16 protein-coding genes are annotated in these 13861 nt (G+C 69.8%); 11 read left to right on the top strand and 5 right to left on the bottom strand.

Features of this window, described 5'->3' with window-relative positions:
- Nucleotides 1–38: 38 nt before the first annotated feature.
- Nucleotides 39–554 (bottom strand): GNAT family N-acetyltransferase, encoded by a 516-nt coding sequence (locus AC0T5L_RS14885; RefSeq protein ID WP_476166064.1) that lies wholly within the window; start codon nucleotides 552–554, stop codon nucleotides 39–41.
- A 124-nt stretch (nucleotides 555–678) separates the two neighbouring features.
- Nucleotides 679–801: a hypothetical protein gene (locus AC0T5L_RS14880; RefSeq protein WP_476166063.1), complete on the bottom strand. Its 123-nt coding sequence runs from the start codon at nucleotides 799–801 to the stop codon at nucleotides 679–681.
- Between the two features lie 655 nt (nucleotides 802–1456).
- Between AC0T5L_RS14880 and AC0T5L_RS14875 the strand changes: the two genes are divergently transcribed.
- The 3 genes from AC0T5L_RS14875 (at nucleotide 1457) to AC0T5L_RS14865 (ending at nucleotide 4085) form a co-directional block, all read left to right on the top strand.
- The gene (locus AC0T5L_RS14875; RefSeq protein ID WP_476166062.1) at nucleotides 1457–2206 is read left to right on the top strand and encodes a dienelactone hydrolase family protein; all 750 of its coding nucleotides are present in this window, start codon (nucleotides 1457–1459) and stop codon (nucleotides 2204–2206) included.
- 312 nt (nucleotides 2207–2518) lie between these two features.
- Nucleotides 2519–3220: a hypothetical protein gene (locus tag AC0T5L_RS14870; RefSeq protein ID WP_476166061.1), complete on the top strand. Its 702-nt coding sequence runs from the start codon at nucleotides 2519–2521 to the stop codon at nucleotides 3218–3220.
- A gap of 319 nt (nucleotides 3221–3539) precedes the next feature.
- Entirely contained in the window at nucleotides 3540–4085 is a 546-nt protein-coding gene (locus AC0T5L_RS14865; RefSeq protein WP_476166060.1) for a type 1 glutamine amidotransferase domain-containing protein, read from the top strand.
- A 211-nt stretch (nucleotides 4086–4296) separates the two neighbouring features.
- Here AC0T5L_RS14865 and AC0T5L_RS14860 read toward each other — a convergent pair whose 3' ends face one another.
- The 3 genes from AC0T5L_RS14860 to AC0T5L_RS14850 all read right to left on the bottom strand — a co-directional run bounded on the left by AC0T5L_RS14860 (nucleotide 4297) and on the right by AC0T5L_RS14850 (nucleotide 6525).
- Nucleotides 4297–4410 carry a methionine/alanine import family NSS transporter small subunit gene (locus tag AC0T5L_RS14860; RefSeq protein ID WP_476166059.1) on the bottom strand — a complete coding sequence of 38 codons (114 nt, stop codon included), beginning with the start codon at nucleotides 4408–4410 and terminating at the stop codon, nucleotides 4297–4299.
- A complete protein-coding gene (locus tag AC0T5L_RS14855) occupies nucleotides 4410–5969 on the bottom strand; it encodes a sodium-dependent transporter (protein ID WP_476166058.1) in 1560 nt (519 codons plus the stop codon). The genes AC0T5L_RS14860 and AC0T5L_RS14855 overlap by 1 nt, the downstream gene beginning before the upstream one ends.
- Before the next feature lie 274 nt (nucleotides 5970–6243).
- Nucleotides 6244–6525: a pirin-like C-terminal cupin domain-containing protein gene (locus tag AC0T5L_RS14850; RefSeq protein ID WP_476166057.1), complete on the bottom strand. Its 282-nt coding sequence runs from the start codon at nucleotides 6523–6525 to the stop codon at nucleotides 6244–6246.
- On the opposite strand from AC0T5L_RS14850, the gene AC0T5L_RS14845 reads away from it, so the two are divergent.
- From AC0T5L_RS14845 to AC0T5L_RS14810, 8 genes are all read left to right on the top strand, one after another.
- Entirely contained in the window at nucleotides 6439–7371 is a 933-nt protein-coding gene (locus tag AC0T5L_RS14845) for an HIT domain-containing protein (RefSeq protein WP_476166056.1), read from the top strand. The two genes, AC0T5L_RS14850 and AC0T5L_RS14845, sit on opposite strands and share 87 nt — an antisense overlap.
- A gap of 87 nt (nucleotides 7372–7458) precedes the next feature.
- Nucleotides 7459–7746 carry an HIT family protein gene (locus AC0T5L_RS14840; protein ID WP_476166055.1) on the top strand — a complete coding sequence of 96 codons (288 nt, stop codon included), beginning with the start codon at nucleotides 7459–7461 and terminating at the stop codon, nucleotides 7744–7746.
- Nucleotides 7747–7977: 231 nt separating this feature from the next.
- Nucleotides 7978–9132, top strand: a complete 1155-nt coding sequence (locus AC0T5L_RS14835; RefSeq protein WP_476166054.1) for a Gfo/Idh/MocA family protein — start codon at nucleotides 7978–7980, stop codon at nucleotides 9130–9132.
- Nucleotides 9129–10289, top strand: coding sequence for a dihydrodipicolinate synthase family protein (locus AC0T5L_RS14830; RefSeq protein WP_476166053.1), 1161 nt, complete (start codon nucleotides 9129–9131; stop codon nucleotides 10287–10289). The genes AC0T5L_RS14835 and AC0T5L_RS14830 overlap by 4 nt, the downstream gene beginning before the upstream one ends.
- Before the next feature lie 59 nt (nucleotides 10290–10348).
- Nucleotides 10349–11203: a sugar phosphate isomerase/epimerase family protein gene (locus AC0T5L_RS14825; protein ID WP_476166209.1), complete on the top strand. Its 855-nt coding sequence runs from the start codon at nucleotides 10349–10351 to the stop codon at nucleotides 11201–11203.
- Between the two features lie 58 nt (nucleotides 11204–11261).
- On the top strand, nucleotides 11262–12167 hold the full coding sequence (locus AC0T5L_RS14820) for a 5-dehydro-4-deoxyglucarate dehydratase (RefSeq protein WP_476166052.1): 906 nt from the start codon (nucleotides 11262–11264) through the stop codon (nucleotides 12165–12167).
- Nucleotides 12168–12169: 2 nt separating this feature from the next.
- Nucleotides 12170–13258, top strand: coding sequence for a mandelate racemase/muconate lactonizing enzyme family protein (locus tag AC0T5L_RS14815; protein WP_476166051.1), 1089 nt, complete (start codon nucleotides 12170–12172; stop codon nucleotides 13256–13258).
- A 133-nt stretch (nucleotides 13259–13391) separates the two neighbouring features.
- A complete protein-coding gene (locus AC0T5L_RS14810) occupies nucleotides 13392–13790 on the top strand; it encodes a DUF2784 domain-containing protein (RefSeq protein ID WP_476166050.1) in 399 nt (132 codons plus the stop codon).
- Nucleotides 13791–13861 lie beyond the last annotated feature (71 nt).

The following is a 13861-nucleotide window of genomic DNA, read 5'->3' as shown; positions in this document are numbered from 1 at the left end:
GACAGCGCACCGCCCCCCCCGACACGGGTCGGTGCGGATCAGATGCCGAACGGGGCGGCGTAGTGGACGGTGCCGCCGGGCAGCGGCTGCTCGGCGTCCAGGGTCAGGGCCATCAGGGCCTCGTCGGGGACCTCGATGCTCAGCCCGATGCCGTACCGCGAGGCTCGGGTGAACCCGAACCGGGGGTAGTAGGTCGGGTGGCCCAGGACGACGATGAAGTGTTCGCCCATGTCCCTGGCGGCCCGCAGGGCGGCACGGATCGCCGCCGATCCGGCGCCGGTGCGCTGGTGTGCGGGCAGTACCGCGCAGGGGGCCAGGCACAGGGCCGGGACGTGGTCGATGTGGCAGCGGGTCAACAGCGCGTATCCCACGGGGGTGTCGCGCTCGTCGGTGGCCACGGTGGACAGGCCCGGGATCCAGGCCTGGTCGGCGCGCAGGGCGTCGACGAGGTCGGCCTCGGCCGGGGTGTCGAAGGCGGCCGCGTTGATGGCGTGGACCGCGGGGATGTCGGCGTCGGTCTCGACGCGGGTGTTCCAGGTGTGGTGCGTGCTCATGGTGAGAGGCCCTTGCTTGTTCCGTTGCCGCAGACCGCTCCGGTACTGGAGGAGTCGCGGTGCCGGGAGGCGACCCCGGCTCAGCACAGCCGGTCGCTGCCGGAGGGAGCGGTTTCGTTACCGACTATCCCACCACCGCTGGATCCTCGCCCGCCACGTGCACGGTCGTCTCCACCCCTTCCCCGGGAGGTGCGAAGAAGTGCAGCTCATAGGGCATGGCACCGTCGCCGGGCTCGGCCCGCTCCATCGTGGGAAGGCCGCTGGTGGGGGAGTCCTGGACGGTGAGGGTGCCGCCGAGGACCGGTTCTTGTCGTCGCCGGTGCCGGGGCGGCCGGTGTGCACACCGATCTGTGTACTTTTTATGCGATCAGTTTGGTCGATCGCCACCGAAGAGTGGTGTACGCACCACCCTCCAAAGGCGCCCTGCTCCCGGAGCTGTCCCAGCCCGAAAGTAGTGAGCTGTGACGCCGCGCCCAGCGGTCGCCACTGCTACCAGTTTTATCCGAGAGTGCTCCGGCCTTCAGGTCGGAGGTGGATCGGCTCTGGTTTGCACGTTGGGCTTATGGTCCTGTACTTTCCGCGTTGTCGGTGGGTGAGAACCAAGCCCGTCGGCGTGTCGCCGCCGGGCAGGCGGAGACCTTGAACGCCTGCGGAGGCAGGGTAAGACCACCATCTTCCGGGTGGGGCGCCAGCCGGTGGAACAGGAACCAGCGGGCGCCGCGAGGCGCACCGCGCCTACAGCCGCGAGGCTGCGGGAACCCCCGGGGCTCACCCCGGGGAGGACGCCAAAGTCCGTACCGGCTCGCCCGGCGATCGTAGCTCCTGCAGGGCTGACCTCTGGTTGGTCTGAACCCCGCTGGAGGTTGTGTACCGGCACCAGTCCAAGCGGAGGAAGACCCGCCATGCCCACCAAGAGGTTGCAGATTCCCACCACGGACGGCCAGGCCGACGCTTTCGCCGCCTTCCCCGACCACGGCGAGCGGCACCCGGGGGTGCTGTTGTACATGGACGCCATCGGCGTGCGGCCCGTGTTGGAGGAGATGGCCCGTGAACTGGCCGAGCACGGGTACTACGTACTCGTCCCCAACCTCTACTACCGGCACGGCCCGGCACCGGTGATCGAACTTCCCGAGCACATCGGAGAAGAGGTCCGACCCGCGGTCTTCGCGCAGCTGATGCCCTTGATCGAGGCGCACACCACCGAACGCGCCCTACGCGACGCCGACGCCTACCTCAGGTTCCTCACCACCCAGCCCGAGGTCAGCGCCGGGCCGGTCGCCGTGATCGGCTACTGCATGGGCGCCGTCCTGGCGATGCGCACCGCAGCGGCCCACCCCGGCCAGGTGGCCGCCGTCGCCGGATTCCACCCCGGCCCCCTGGTCACCGACGCGCCCGACAGCCCGCACCGCCTCGTCCCCGAGCTCAACGCCCAAGTCCACCTCGGTCTCGCCGAGAACGACATGCCGTCCGAGGCCGTCAGCGAGCTCAACCAGGCCCTGGACGCCGCAGGTGTGGGCTACACCTCCGAGATCTACCCCGGCACCGTCCACGGATTCACCATGTCCGACACCAGCGCCTTCGACCCCTCCGCGCTACAGCGCCACTGGGACCGCCTGCTCCCCCTCCTCGGCCGCACCCTGGCCAACAGCTGAGACTTCGGCCCCGAGGAGTGACAGGACGCCTTCCCCTGCTCTCGTGGGCAGAATCCGGGTCAGCACGCGGGAACTGGTGTCCTTCTTCGAGGACTACTCGCCCTGCTGAACGCCTACGACCGTCCTGAGGGGGGAAGCGCCCGCGCGGACCCGGGTGGTTCTGACCCGGTTCCTGGCCTTTCCCGCACACGTGAGCACCCCTGACGGGGACCCGCCGCCAGACCTGTGAGTCGCACGGGCAAACGGGAACCAAAGCGGGAGTGGGATCCGTCTCAATGAGGGAAGAGCCGCACTTCGGGCGAGGAGTCCCCCATGGAGACCACCACTGTCATGGTTTTGGTGATCGTGGCCTTGACGGTTGCCGGTGTCGGCATGATGGCGGTCGCGGGGTCGGCCGCCGAACGCCACCGTTCCCGGGGCCTGTCCGCCTGGGCCAAGCGTCGGGGGTGGCGCTATGACCGGGAGCGACCCGAGCTGGTCGACCGGTTCGATGGTGCCCCGTTCCTGGAAGGGCGCTCCAACGCCCGGACCAGGCACGTGCTGTGCACTGAGCGGCGCGGTCGGCGGATCATGGCCTATGAGTACGGCTACACCGCGCCCCATCCCCAACACCGCGGGCGAACCGCCGCGCACGTGTACACCGTGGTCATGGCCGCCCTGCCCGAGGCCGTGCCACCACTGCATGTGGAGGAGGCGGGTGCGGCGGTCGCCCCACCGCCGCGTCTGGAGGGCGCACACTCCTGGAGTTCGGGGCATGACGGGTTCGACGAGCGGTTCCGTGTCGTCACCGGCAGCGACACCTTCGCCGAGACCGTCCTCGGGGAGTCGACGCGCTCGTGGTTGCTGTCCCAGAACGGTGTCTGCCCGTTCCGCTTCACCGGCCAGTACCTGCTCTCCTGGGAGCGGGGGCACCTGAGGACGGAGCGGGTCGAGGCGCGGGCCGACGCCGTGATCGACCTGTTGGAGCAGATCCCCGCCGGAGTGTGGGCGGGCACCCAGGGCAGCCTCGGCTAGGTCGTGTTTTTTGCATCATTTCGAGCTCGCGTCCACCAGGCTGCCTCTCGCTACGCCTGCGCGCTCGTGAAGCACGACCAGGCTGAACTTCGCACATCGTCTTGCGAGAGATGGCCCAAACGGCCGCTCACCGACCCGAAAGCCTTCTAAAAAACACTCCCTAGTCATCCCGTGCCGGGATGAGCATGCGGGGCCCGGTCCCCGGGGCAGGTGTGAGGAGTCGCCGTGTTCCCACCACCGACGCGTACTCGACGCACCCTCCGGGTAGAGGCGCAACGCGGCACGGAAGGTGCCGGGAAGTCGAGCTGAGGGGGCAGCTATGGCTGACACGCTCAACGGTCGCCGGGTCGCGATCCTGGCGGCGGACGGGGTCGAACAGGTCGAACTCGTCAAACCGCGCGAGGCGCTGCTGGGTGAGGGCGCCGACATCGACCTGGTCTCACTCAAGTCGGGAAAGATCCAGGCGATGAACGGCGACATCAACCAGGCGGACCAGTTCGCGGTCGACCGTGTGGTGTCCGAGGCCGGGGTGGATGACTACGACGCCCTGATGGTTCCCGGCGGGACCGTCAACCCGGACAACCTGCGCCAGGACGAGAACGCGGTGGGGTTCGTGCGCGACTTCGTCGAGTCGGGCAAACCCGTGGCCGCTATCTGCCACGGGCCGTGGATCCTGGTGGAGGCGGACGTGGTGCGGGGGCGCACAGTGACCTCCTATCCCAGTCTGCGCACCGACATCCGCAACGCGGGCGGAACCACGGTGGAGGAGGAGGTGGTCACCGACCAGGGGATCACCACCAGCCGCGATCCGGACGATCTCCCCGCCTTCTGCGAGCGCATCGTGCAGGAGTTCGCCGCGAGGTAAGACGTGCTCCCGGGCCGGCGGAGCCGCCTCCCGGGTCCCGGGGCGGCGAGGGCTCCGGAGCTCTGCTTCGGGGCCCTTTCCGACGGGGACGCGGCCGCCGGACCGGTGCGGGTGCGCGGGAGCGCGCGGAGCCCCTGGACGCGGACGGGGCGGTGGACACCGTGTCAGGTGTCCACCGCCCCGTGTGCTGGTCACGCCCGCGGTACCCGGACTACTCGGAATCGGGCTCCTCGGGGTGGCGGCGCAGGTGGATGACGGCCGCGGTGAGACCGCCCCACAGCAGGACGATGGAGACGACCATCATGACGATCGCGCTGGTGGACATCAGCGGTCTCCTTCCTTGCCGGTGCTCTCGGTACTCGTGGCCGCGGCGTTCTCGGCGTCCTGCCTGGCCAGGGCGTCAGCCCTCCTCCAGGGGATGAGCGAGACGATGACGCCGAAGACGATCGCGCCGATGGCGATCCCCCACCCGGCGGTGAGCAGGAACCCGAGCGGGTAGTCGGCGTAGTTCTCCGTCAGTTCCGTGCGCAGGCTGTCCCACATCATGAAGCCCAGCAGGACGGGCGTGACGACGCCCAGGGCGATCAACCACCAGGGGCCGAGCCGAATGGTGGAGGCCGCGTTGGCGTGCTTCGCGAACATCGGCAGCTTGCGCATGATCCATGCGAACACGATCAGCATCACCAGCGCGGCCAGGGCGATGCCGTACTGGTTGATGAAGTGGTCGAACACGTCCAGGAAGTGCAGGCCCTCGGGTGTGGGGAAGAGCAGGATCGAGATCAGCGCGGTGAGGCCGCCCACCAGCAGCACGGTGGGAACGCGGCCCAGACCGGTGCGGTCCCGCACAGCCGAGATGATGACCTCCACGATGCTGACCAGCGAGCTGATCCCCGCGATGGTCAGGGAGCCGAAGAAGAGCACACCGAACAGGGCGCCGCCGAAGGGCAGGGTGGAGATGATCTGCGGGAAGGCGACGAAGGCCAGACCGATCCCGGATGTGGCCACCTCGTCGACTCCGGTGCCGGCGGTGGTGGCCATGAAGCCCAGGGCGGCGAACACGCCGATACCGGCGAGCAGCTCGAAGGAGCTGTTGGCGAAGCCCGCCGTGACCGCGGTTCCGGTCAGGTCGGTCTTGCGTCGCAGGTAGGAGGCGTAGGTGACCATGATGGCGAAGCCGATGGACAGCGAGAAGAAGATCTGTCCGTAGGCGGCGATCCACACGCTCCCGTTGAGCATGGCGCCCCAGTCGGGGGTGAACAGCGCGTTGAGGCCCGCACTGGCTCCGTCGAGGGTGAGTGCCTGCACGACCAGGAGCAGGAACAGCACCACCAGCAGCGGAATGAAGATCTTGTTGGCCTTCTCGATACCGTTGCGGATGCCGAGCGCCAGGATCAGCAGTACCACGGCCCACACGCCGATGAGCGGTAGGGCGACTCCGGGGACGTAGCCCGAGATCGCGCCCGGGGTCTCGCTCATCTGGAGGTATTCGCTGAAGAAGAAGGCGTTGGGGTCATCCCCCCAGGACTGGCGGACGGAGAAGACCAGGAAGGCGCAGCTCCAGGCGATGATGGCCCCGTAGTAGACCGCGATCACGAAGCAGATGGCCACCTGCCACCAGCCAATGGCTTCGGCGGGCCTGGCGATGCGCCGATAGGACAGCGGCGCGGAGGAGCGGTAGCGGTGCCCGATGCTGTACTCGAGGATCAGCAACGGAATACCTGCGGTGATCAGGGCGACGAGGTAGGGCACCAGGAAGGCGCCGCCACCGTTCTCGTAGGCGATGTAGGGGAATCGCCAGATGTTGCCCAGTCCGACGGCGGATCCGATCGCCGCCATCAGGAATCCCGCGCGCGTTCCCCACTGCTCGCGAGTCTGTTGGACCATGTTCAGGTCTCCTAAATCATCCCGTAGTTCGCGATCCGCACGGTAGCAGGAGTTAGCCTGGTCAGCATCGTGGAGCAGGCCGAATGAGCACGGCGTCGCCTAACCATGGGCCTTTCGGCGTCTTTTGTCTAGTCTTGCACTCCGCCTCAAATCTCCCAAGAAGCACTTACCAGACACCTTCAGGCGGCCTTGCGTACGCGCGTGGCGCTGGGAGCGAGCGGCCCGGGTACCTACGGGCGATGGCGCGGGCGCGCCCGCAACCGGGCGTTGGGCATCACCGGTGCGGGAAGCGCCGCGCCCCTGTCGCGCTCTGGTCCGTGTCTTCGTCGTCGCGTCCGCGGTCGTTCTCCCACGCGGTACGTGCACGCACGATCTCGTCGTGGTCGCGGCCGACGAAGTTCCACCACATCACCAGGTCCTCGGTGAAGGGCTCACCGCCGACCACCAGCAGGCGCACGGCCTCCTTCGCATGCGGTGCGCACAACTCCACCTCCCGCCGCCCCGGGTCCAGGTAGAGCATGGAGCCGGCCTCGAGGCGACGGCCGAGAGTGTGCACGGGGCCTCGAGTGGCAGGACGCCGTGTTCGAAGCCCTCGGCCAGGGGCAGTCGTACCCGCGCTCCGGGTTCCAGCACGACCTCAGCGCCCATCAGCGGGGTGTGGACGCGTGCCGGGGAGCAGTGTCCGTTCACCTCGTCGGCGATCACCGTCACCCGGGCTCCGGGCGGTCCCGAGGATCGGGTACCCCGAGCGTCCGCTGCCACCGTGTCGATGCCCGCGAGGTCGAAGACCGGCAGGTCGGCGTGGTGCTCGAAGCCTGCCAGGCCCTCCCGGTCGGCCCCGGGGCAGGGCGATCCAGAGCTGGACGCCACCGTGTCGGCTTCGTCGGAGGCGGGGGCGACTTCCCCGCCGCGGACACGCTCTTCCGTTGGACGGGGCTCAAGGTTGCTCACACCGTCGAAGGTAGCCAACCCGGCCCTGTCTCAGCTTGATCTAGCGCGGAGACCCGGGCGTTCGCGCCGGCAGGAAGCGCTTCTCTGGGCTGCCCTGACCCGAAGGTTCCCACGGGTCCGCGCTGTTGTCCTCAGCCGGGACGCTTCCGCTGCTGGACGTAGTCCTGGTCTCGTGGGCCCTCGGGCGGGTCCGCGCTCAGGTCGGCGAAGAGCCGCCCTTGGGGAGGGCCGGGCCCAGGGCAGTGTCGTCTATGAGGACGACCTGGTGCTGGCCTTCATGGACCTGTACCCGGTCACACCAGGGCACGTGCTGGTGGTGCCTCGCGAGCACCTGGTGGGGCTGAGCGAGATCGATGACGAGTTAGGTCGTGTTTTTTGCATCATTTCGGGCTCGCGTCCACCGGGCCGCCTCTCGCTACGTCTCTGCGCTCGTGAAGCACGACCAGGCTGAACTTCGCACATCGTCTTGCGAGAGATGGCCCAAACGGCCGCTCACTGACCCGAAAGCCTTCTAAAAAACACTCCCTAGGCGGGACGGTTGTGGAGTGTGGCCCGACGGGTGGACGATGCTCTGCGCGCCAACGCCGCACGAGACGCCGCCTCGGGGAACACCCCAGCCGAGCCCACCTTGGCGAGCCTGCGCTGTGAGGGCGTCAACCTGCTCCTGGCCGATGGTGAGGCGGCGGGCCAGGAGATCTTTCATCTGCATATGCACGTCTTCCCGCGCTTCTCGGGCGATCCCTTCTCCATCCAGGCGGTGTGGGAGGAAGCCGATCGCGTCGAGCTGGACGGCCACGCGGCTAGGCTGCGCAGCTTGCTGCCCTGATCCGCCGTAGCCGCTCTGAGCAGCCGATATCCGAGTCCGTTCGCGTATGCCCCCAGTTGTGGGCCTACGTCCCAGCCCCGTCTCCGGGGGCCGTGCCCGGCATCGCGCACGGCCTCCGCGCACTCCGGTACAGACCGGTCACGTCGTGGCTGGTCCGGGGCCCCTCTGGTGTGAAAGGTGGGTTTGCCGTAGGCTGGAAAGCGCTTTCACACGGAAAGGTGGTAACAACCTATGGGTGATCACGTGCTGGGTGTCGCTATGAACGGCGTCACCGGACGCATGGGGTACCGGCAGCACCTGACCCGGTCGATCCTGGCCATCCGCGAGGCGGGCGGCGTACGCCTGCCCGACGGGTCCCGGATCATTCCCGAACCCATCCTGATCGGGCGCTCCGAGCGCAAGCTGCGCGAGATCGCCGAACTCCACGGGATCGAGCGGTGGTCCACCGACTTGGACGCCGTGCTCTCCGACGACGACGTCAAGATCTACTTCGACTCGCAGATCACACACGCCCGCGAGTCCGCCGTGCGCTCCGCCATCGCCGCGGGCAAGCACATCTACGTCGAAAAGCCCACCGCGAGCACGCTCAGCGCCTCCCTGGAGCTGGCCAAGCTGGCCCGCGACGCGGGTGTGCGCAACGGCGTGGTCCAGGACAAGCTGTTCCTGCCCGGTCTGCTCAAACTGCGCAGGCTGATCGAGAGTGGCTTCTTCGGCCAGATCCTGTCGGTGCGCGGTGAGTTCGGCTACTGGGTCTTCGAGGGCGACTGGCAGCCCGCGCAGCGCCCGAGCTGGAACTACCGCGCAGAAGAGGGCGGCGGCATGGTGCTGGACATGTTCCCGCACTGGCACTACATCCTGGAGCACCTGTTCGGCTCGGTGCGCACGGTCACCGCCAAGGTGGCCACCCACATCCCGCGCCGTTGGGACGAGGACGGCCAGCCCTACGAGGCCACCGCCGACGACTCCGCCTACGGCATCTTCGAGCTGGACGACGGAGTCATCGCCCAGATCAACTCCTCCTGGAGTGTGCGCGTGGCCCGCGACGAGCTCGTGGAGTTCCAGGTCGACGGTACGCACGGCAGCGCCGTGGCGGGGTTGCGCAGCTGCCGCGCCCAGCACCGCTCGGCCACACCCAAGGCGGTGTGGAACCCCGACCTGGAGGACCCGGGCCGCTACCGCGACCAGTGGGAGCCGGTGCCCGACAACGCCGAGTTCCCCAACGGCTTCCGCGCCCAGTGGGAGAACTTCCTGCGCCACGTGGTCCTGGACACGCCCTTCCCGCACGACCTGCTCTCCGGTGCGCGCGGCTTGCAGGTGGCCGAGGCCGGGCTGCAATCGGCGCGTACCGGGCGCACGATCGAACTGGACGAGGTCGACCTCGCATGAGCACACTCCTCCTACCCGCCGGCGACGGCACCGCCGCCCCCTATACCTTGGGTGGCACCCCCGTCGACGCCTCCCCGCTGCCCCCCGCCCGCTCGCGCACCGCCTACGCGGCGGCCCACGTGGTCGCCGACCCCCTGGCCGCCAATGCCCCCGGGGCGCCCGCCCGCCTGGACTGGGACGCCACCCTGGCCTTTCGCCACCACCTGTGGGACCAGGGGCTGGGCGTGGCCGATGCCATGGACACCGCCCAGCGCGGTATGGGCCTGGACTGGGCGGCCACCGCCGAGCTGATCCGCAGGTCGGGGGCGGAGGCCGCCTCGCGCGGAGCCGCCCTGGCCTGCGGGGCGGGCACCGACCAACTCGATCCTTCGCATGCCAGCCTGGAAAGCGTTATCACGGCGTACGGGGAGCAGCTCGACGTCGTCCAGGGCGCCGGTGCCACCCCCATCCTGATGGCCTCCCGCGTCCTGGCCGCCGTCGCCTCCGGGCCCGACGACTACGCCAAGGTCTACGGCCGCCTGCTGCGTCAGACCGACCAGCCGGTCATCCTGCACTGGTTGGGCACCGCGTTCGATCCGGCCCTGACCGGGTACTGGGGCTATACCGACCCGGCCGAGGCGATCGAGCCGGTGGCCGCCCTCATCGCCGAGCACGCGGCGAAGGTGGAGGGCATCAAGGTCTCCCTGCTCGATGCCTCCCTGGAGGTACGGCTGCGCCGCCTGCTGCCCGAGGGGGTGCGCCTCTACACCGGTGACGACTTCAACTACCCGGACCTGGTCCTGGGCGACGAGCACGGCTACTCCGACGCCCTGCTGGGTGTCTTCGCCGCCATCGCCCCGGCCGCCGCCCGCGCGCTGGCGGCTCTGGACGGGGGAGACACCGGGCGTTACCGGGCCCTGATGGAGCCCACGGTCCCCCTGGCCCGGCACCTGTTCGCCGAGCCCACCTTCTACTACAAGACCGGTGTCGCCTTCCTGTCCTGGCTCAACGGCCACCAGAAGGGCTTCCACATGGTGGGTGGGCTGCACAGCGCCCGCGACCTGCCCCACCTGGCCCAAGTGGTGCGCCTGGCCGACGCCGCCGGGGCCCTGACCGACCCCGACCTCGCGGCGGCACGCATGCGGGCGCTTCTCGAGGTTTCGGGGGTGCGGCAGTGAGTACGGTTCCCGGTGACACCGCGCCGGCGGTGCCCACGGCGGTGGACGTGCCCTCCGGCATGCCCGCCGCGGTACCCACGCCCCAACCGGGCGACCCCCGGTTGTCGCGGCTCTCGCTCAACCAGGCCACCGTCAAGTACTGGAGCCTGACCCAGGCCGTGGACGGCTGCCTGCGCGCGGGCCTGCCCGCCATCGGTCTGTGGCGTGAGCCGGTCGCCGATACCGGCCTGGCCAAGGCTGCCCGCCTGGTCCGCCAGACGGGGCTGCGTGTGTCCTCCTACTGCCGTGCCGGGTTCCTGACCGCCTCCGACAGGGACGCGGCCCTGGAGGACAACCGGCGGGCGATCGATGAGGCCGCAGAACTGGGTGCGCCCTGCCTGGTCATGGTCGTGGGCGGCATGCCCGACGGTGACCGCGACCTGGTCGGAATCCGCGAGCGTGTGGCCGACGCTCTCGCTGAGCTGGTTCCCTACGCGGCCGAGCGCGGGGTCCAGCTCGCCCTGGAACCCCTACACCCGATGTTCTGCGCCGATCGGGCCGTGCTCTCCACGCTGGGTCAGGCCCTGGACCTGGCCGAGCGCTTCGACGCCGCCGCCGTCGGCGTGGTGGTGGACGCCTACCACGTGTGGTGGGATCCCCAGGTCTGGGCGCAGATCGCCCGTGCCGGGGCGCACGGTCGCATCGCCTCCTTCCAGGCCTGCGACTGGGAGCTGCCGCTGCCCGTCGACTCCCTGCTGGGCCGGGGCATGGTCGGTGACGGCCACGCCGACGTCGGAGCTCTGCGCCGTGCCGTGGACGAGGCCGGCTACGACGGCGACATCGAGGTGGAGATCTTCAACAAACGGGTCTGGGAGGCCGACGGCGACGACGTCATCGCCACTCTGGCCCGCCGCCACGTCCAGCACGTCCTGTGAGTTTTCCGGGGGCGCTCCACGCCCCCGGAAAACCCCGGCACGGATCACAAGGAGCAGCATGAACTTCAACGGAATCCTGTTCTTCCCCCTGACCCCCTTCGACTCCGGGGGAGGGGTGAACGAGGACGTACTGGCCAAGCACGTCGCCTCGGGTGTGGAGCACGGCGCGGGCGGGGTGTTCGCGGCCTGCGGCACCGGTGAGGTGCACGCCCTCTCGGCTGCCGAGCACGCCACCGTGGTGCGGCGGTCGGTGGAGGTCACCGCGGGCCGCGTGCCGGTGGTCGCCGGTGCGGGCGGCAGCGTGGGCACCGCCATCGAGCAGGCGCGCGCGGCCAAGGAGGCGGGCGCGGACGCGATCCTGCTGTTGCCGCCCTACCTGGTGGGCGCGCCCCAGCAGGGGCTGGTGGAGTACGTCCGCACGGTGACCTCGGCCGTGGACATCCCGGTGGTGGTCTACCAGCGCGGGTCGATGGTCTTCACCCCCCAGAGCGCGGCGGAGCTGGCACGGATCCCCACGGTGGTCGGCATCAAGGACGGTGTCGGCGATCTGGGGAGGATGCACCAGATCGTGCTGTCGGTGCGTGAGGTGCGCGGTGAGGAGTTCACCTTCTTCAACGGGTTGCCCACCGCGGAGCTGACCGTGCCCGCTTACCGGGCGGTGGGGGTGCCGCTGTACTCCTCGGCGGCGTTCGCGTTCGTGCCCGAGGTCGCCAACGCCTTCTACACCGCCTTCCACTCCGGAAGCCCGCTGGCCGACACCCTGATGCGCGAGTTCTTCGATCCGCTGGTGCGGCTGCGCGACCGGGTACCGGGGTACGCGGTGTCGCTGGTCAAGGCGGGCGCCCGTCTGCGCGGGGTGGACATGGGTGGGGTGCGGGCCCCGTTCGTGGACCCCACCGCCGAGGAGGAGGCCGCCCTGGGCGAACTGATCGAGACCGGCCTGTCCCTGGTCAAGGAGGGCTGAGCGTGCGTGTCACCGAGGTCGAGGCACGTGCCTTCCGACTGCCGCTGCACCGGTCCTGGGACGGGGGTGTGGACCGCAACGACGTCGTGGTGGTGAGGGTGACCACCGACACCGGCCTGGTCGGCACCGGGTTCGCGTGGACTCCCCTGGTCGGGGCCCGGGCGGTGGCCGCGCTGGTCAACGACGACATCCGACCCGCGCTGATGGGGCAGGAGGCCCATCCGGCCCGATGGGAGGAGCTGCGCTGGCACCTGCGCGAGGCGGGCACCAGCGGGCTCACCCTGATGGCACTGGCGGGGGTGGACATCGCCCTGTGGGATCTGAGGGCCCGCGCGGTGGGGTCGAGCCTGGTGGACCTGGTGGGGCGGCGCCGGGAGTCCGTGCCCGCCTACGGCAGCGGGGTGAACCTGGACTACTCCCTGCCGGACCTGTTGGAGCAGGTGCGCGGTTGGGTGGAGGCCGGGCATTCGGCGGTCAAGATGAAGATCGGCTCTTCCGATCCGGCCCGCGACGTGGAGCGGGTGAGGGCGGTGCGCGAGCTGGTGGGCTCCGACCGTTTGCTGATGGTGGACGCCAACCAGCGCTGGGACGTCGCGCGAGCGGTCCGGGCGTTGGACGCGCTGGAGGAGTTCGACCCGCACTTCGTGGAGGAGCCGCTCCCGGCGGAGGACTTGGAGGCCCACGCACGGTTGCGTGAGCGCACCCGGATCCCGTTCGCGATCGGTGAGAACCTGCGCACGGTCGTGGAGTTCGAGCGGGCCGTGGAGTTGGGGGTGTGCGACGTCGCCCAGCCCAACGTGGTGCGGGTCGGCGGTATCACCCCGTTCCTGCGGATCGCGGAGTCGATGGCGCGCCGAGGCGTGCCGGTGGCTCCGCACCTGTTGCCCGAGCTGTCGGGGCAGCTGGCACTGTGCCTGCCCCGGGTGGCCATGGTCGAGGACATCGACCGGGCCTCCTTCGCCGCGCTGGGCGCGTTGGCCCGCCCCAGCGGGGTGGAGTTCGACCGGGGTCGGGTGCGTGCCGACACCGGGCACGGCCATGGCCTGGTGTTCGCCGACACGCTCACGCCGGTCGCGGACGCTTCCCCCTAGCACCGGGTACGCGATCGGCGGGCCGGGGCACCCTGTGGCGGGGTGTCCCGGCCCCGTCGTGAGTACGGGTACTCACCGGGGGTGGGTGCGGGTACCGATGTGCGCGGAGCGCCCCGATCCTAGGTTCGGGGGCATGACCTCCCTCCTCGTGGGCCACACCGCGATGGCCCTGCACTTCTCCTTTCTCTGCTTCGTCGTCTTCGGTGGCTTCCTGGCCTGGCGCTGGCCCCGGCTGTTCTGGGTGCACCTGGGCGTGGCCGCCTATGCCCTGGGCATCGTCATCATCGACTGGCCGTGCTTTCTGACCGAGATCGAGAACTGGTCGCGGCTGAGTACCGGGCGTGAGGTGATGGAGAACGGCTTCATCGACTTCTACCTGACCGGCACCCTGTACCCGCGTGAGCACCTGCTGACCTCGCGCCTGGTCATGGCGGGGGTCGTCGCGGCCTCCTGGGCGGGCGCGGTGTGGATCGGCCCGCGGCGGTGTTCCCGGTCACCGCTGCCCCCTCCCGCCGGACCTGTCGGTTCCTGAGGCGGGCGCCCCCGAGGGGCGGAGACGGGACATGGCCCTCCAGGGGGCGGTCGTCCCCGGCCGGGTGTGGA

It is taken from the genome of Nocardiopsis sp. TRM 82005 (assembly GCF_056312425.1).
Note: the sequence above shows the minus strand (reverse complement) of the source record. Positions and strands in the feature narration are given on the sequence as shown.

Coding starts and splice junctions, on each gene's coding strand:
- AC0T5L_RS14865 (WP_476166060.1), top strand. CDS start 3,540: ATGGCTGACACGCTCAACGGTCGCCGGGTCGCGATCCTGGCGGCGGAC.
- AC0T5L_RS14860 (WP_476166059.1), bottom strand. CDS start 4,410: ATGTCCACCAGCGCGATCGTCATGATGGTCGTCTCCATCGTCCTGCTG.
- AC0T5L_RS14845 (WP_476166056.1), top strand. CDS start 6,439: ATGCGGTGCGCACAACTCCACCTCCCGCCGCCCCGGGTCCAGGTAGAG.
- AC0T5L_RS14880 (WP_476166063.1), bottom strand. CDS start 801: ATGGAGCGGGCCGAGCCCGGCGACGGTGCCATGCCCTATGAGCTGCAC.
- AC0T5L_RS14875 (WP_476166062.1), top strand. CDS start 1,457: ATGCCCACCAAGAGGTTGCAGATTCCCACCACGGACGGCCAGGCCGAC.
- AC0T5L_RS14810 (WP_476166050.1), top strand. CDS start 13,392: ATGACCTCCCTCCTCGTGGGCCACACCGCGATGGCCCTGCACTTCTCC.
- AC0T5L_RS14820 (WP_476166052.1), top strand. CDS start 11,262: ATGAACTTCAACGGAATCCTGTTCTTCCCCCTGACCCCCTTCGACTCC.
- AC0T5L_RS14885 (WP_476166064.1), bottom strand. CDS start 554: ATGAGCACGCACCACACCTGGAACACCCGCGTCGAGACCGACGCCGAC.
- AC0T5L_RS14870 (WP_476166061.1), top strand. CDS start 2,519: ATGGAGACCACCACTGTCATGGTTTTGGTGATCGTGGCCTTGACGGTT.
- AC0T5L_RS14855 (WP_476166058.1), bottom strand. CDS start 5,969: ATGGTCCAACAGACTCGCGAGCAGTGGGGAACGCGCGCGGGATTCCTG.
- AC0T5L_RS14835 (WP_476166054.1), top strand. CDS start 7,978: ATGGGTGATCACGTGCTGGGTGTCGCTATGAACGGCGTCACCGGACGC.
- AC0T5L_RS14830 (WP_476166053.1), top strand. CDS start 9,129: ATGAGCACACTCCTCCTACCCGCCGGCGACGGCACCGCCGCCCCCTAT.
- AC0T5L_RS14825 (WP_476166209.1), top strand. CDS start 10,349: ATGCCCGCCGCGGTACCCACGCCCCAACCGGGCGACCCCCGGTTGTCG.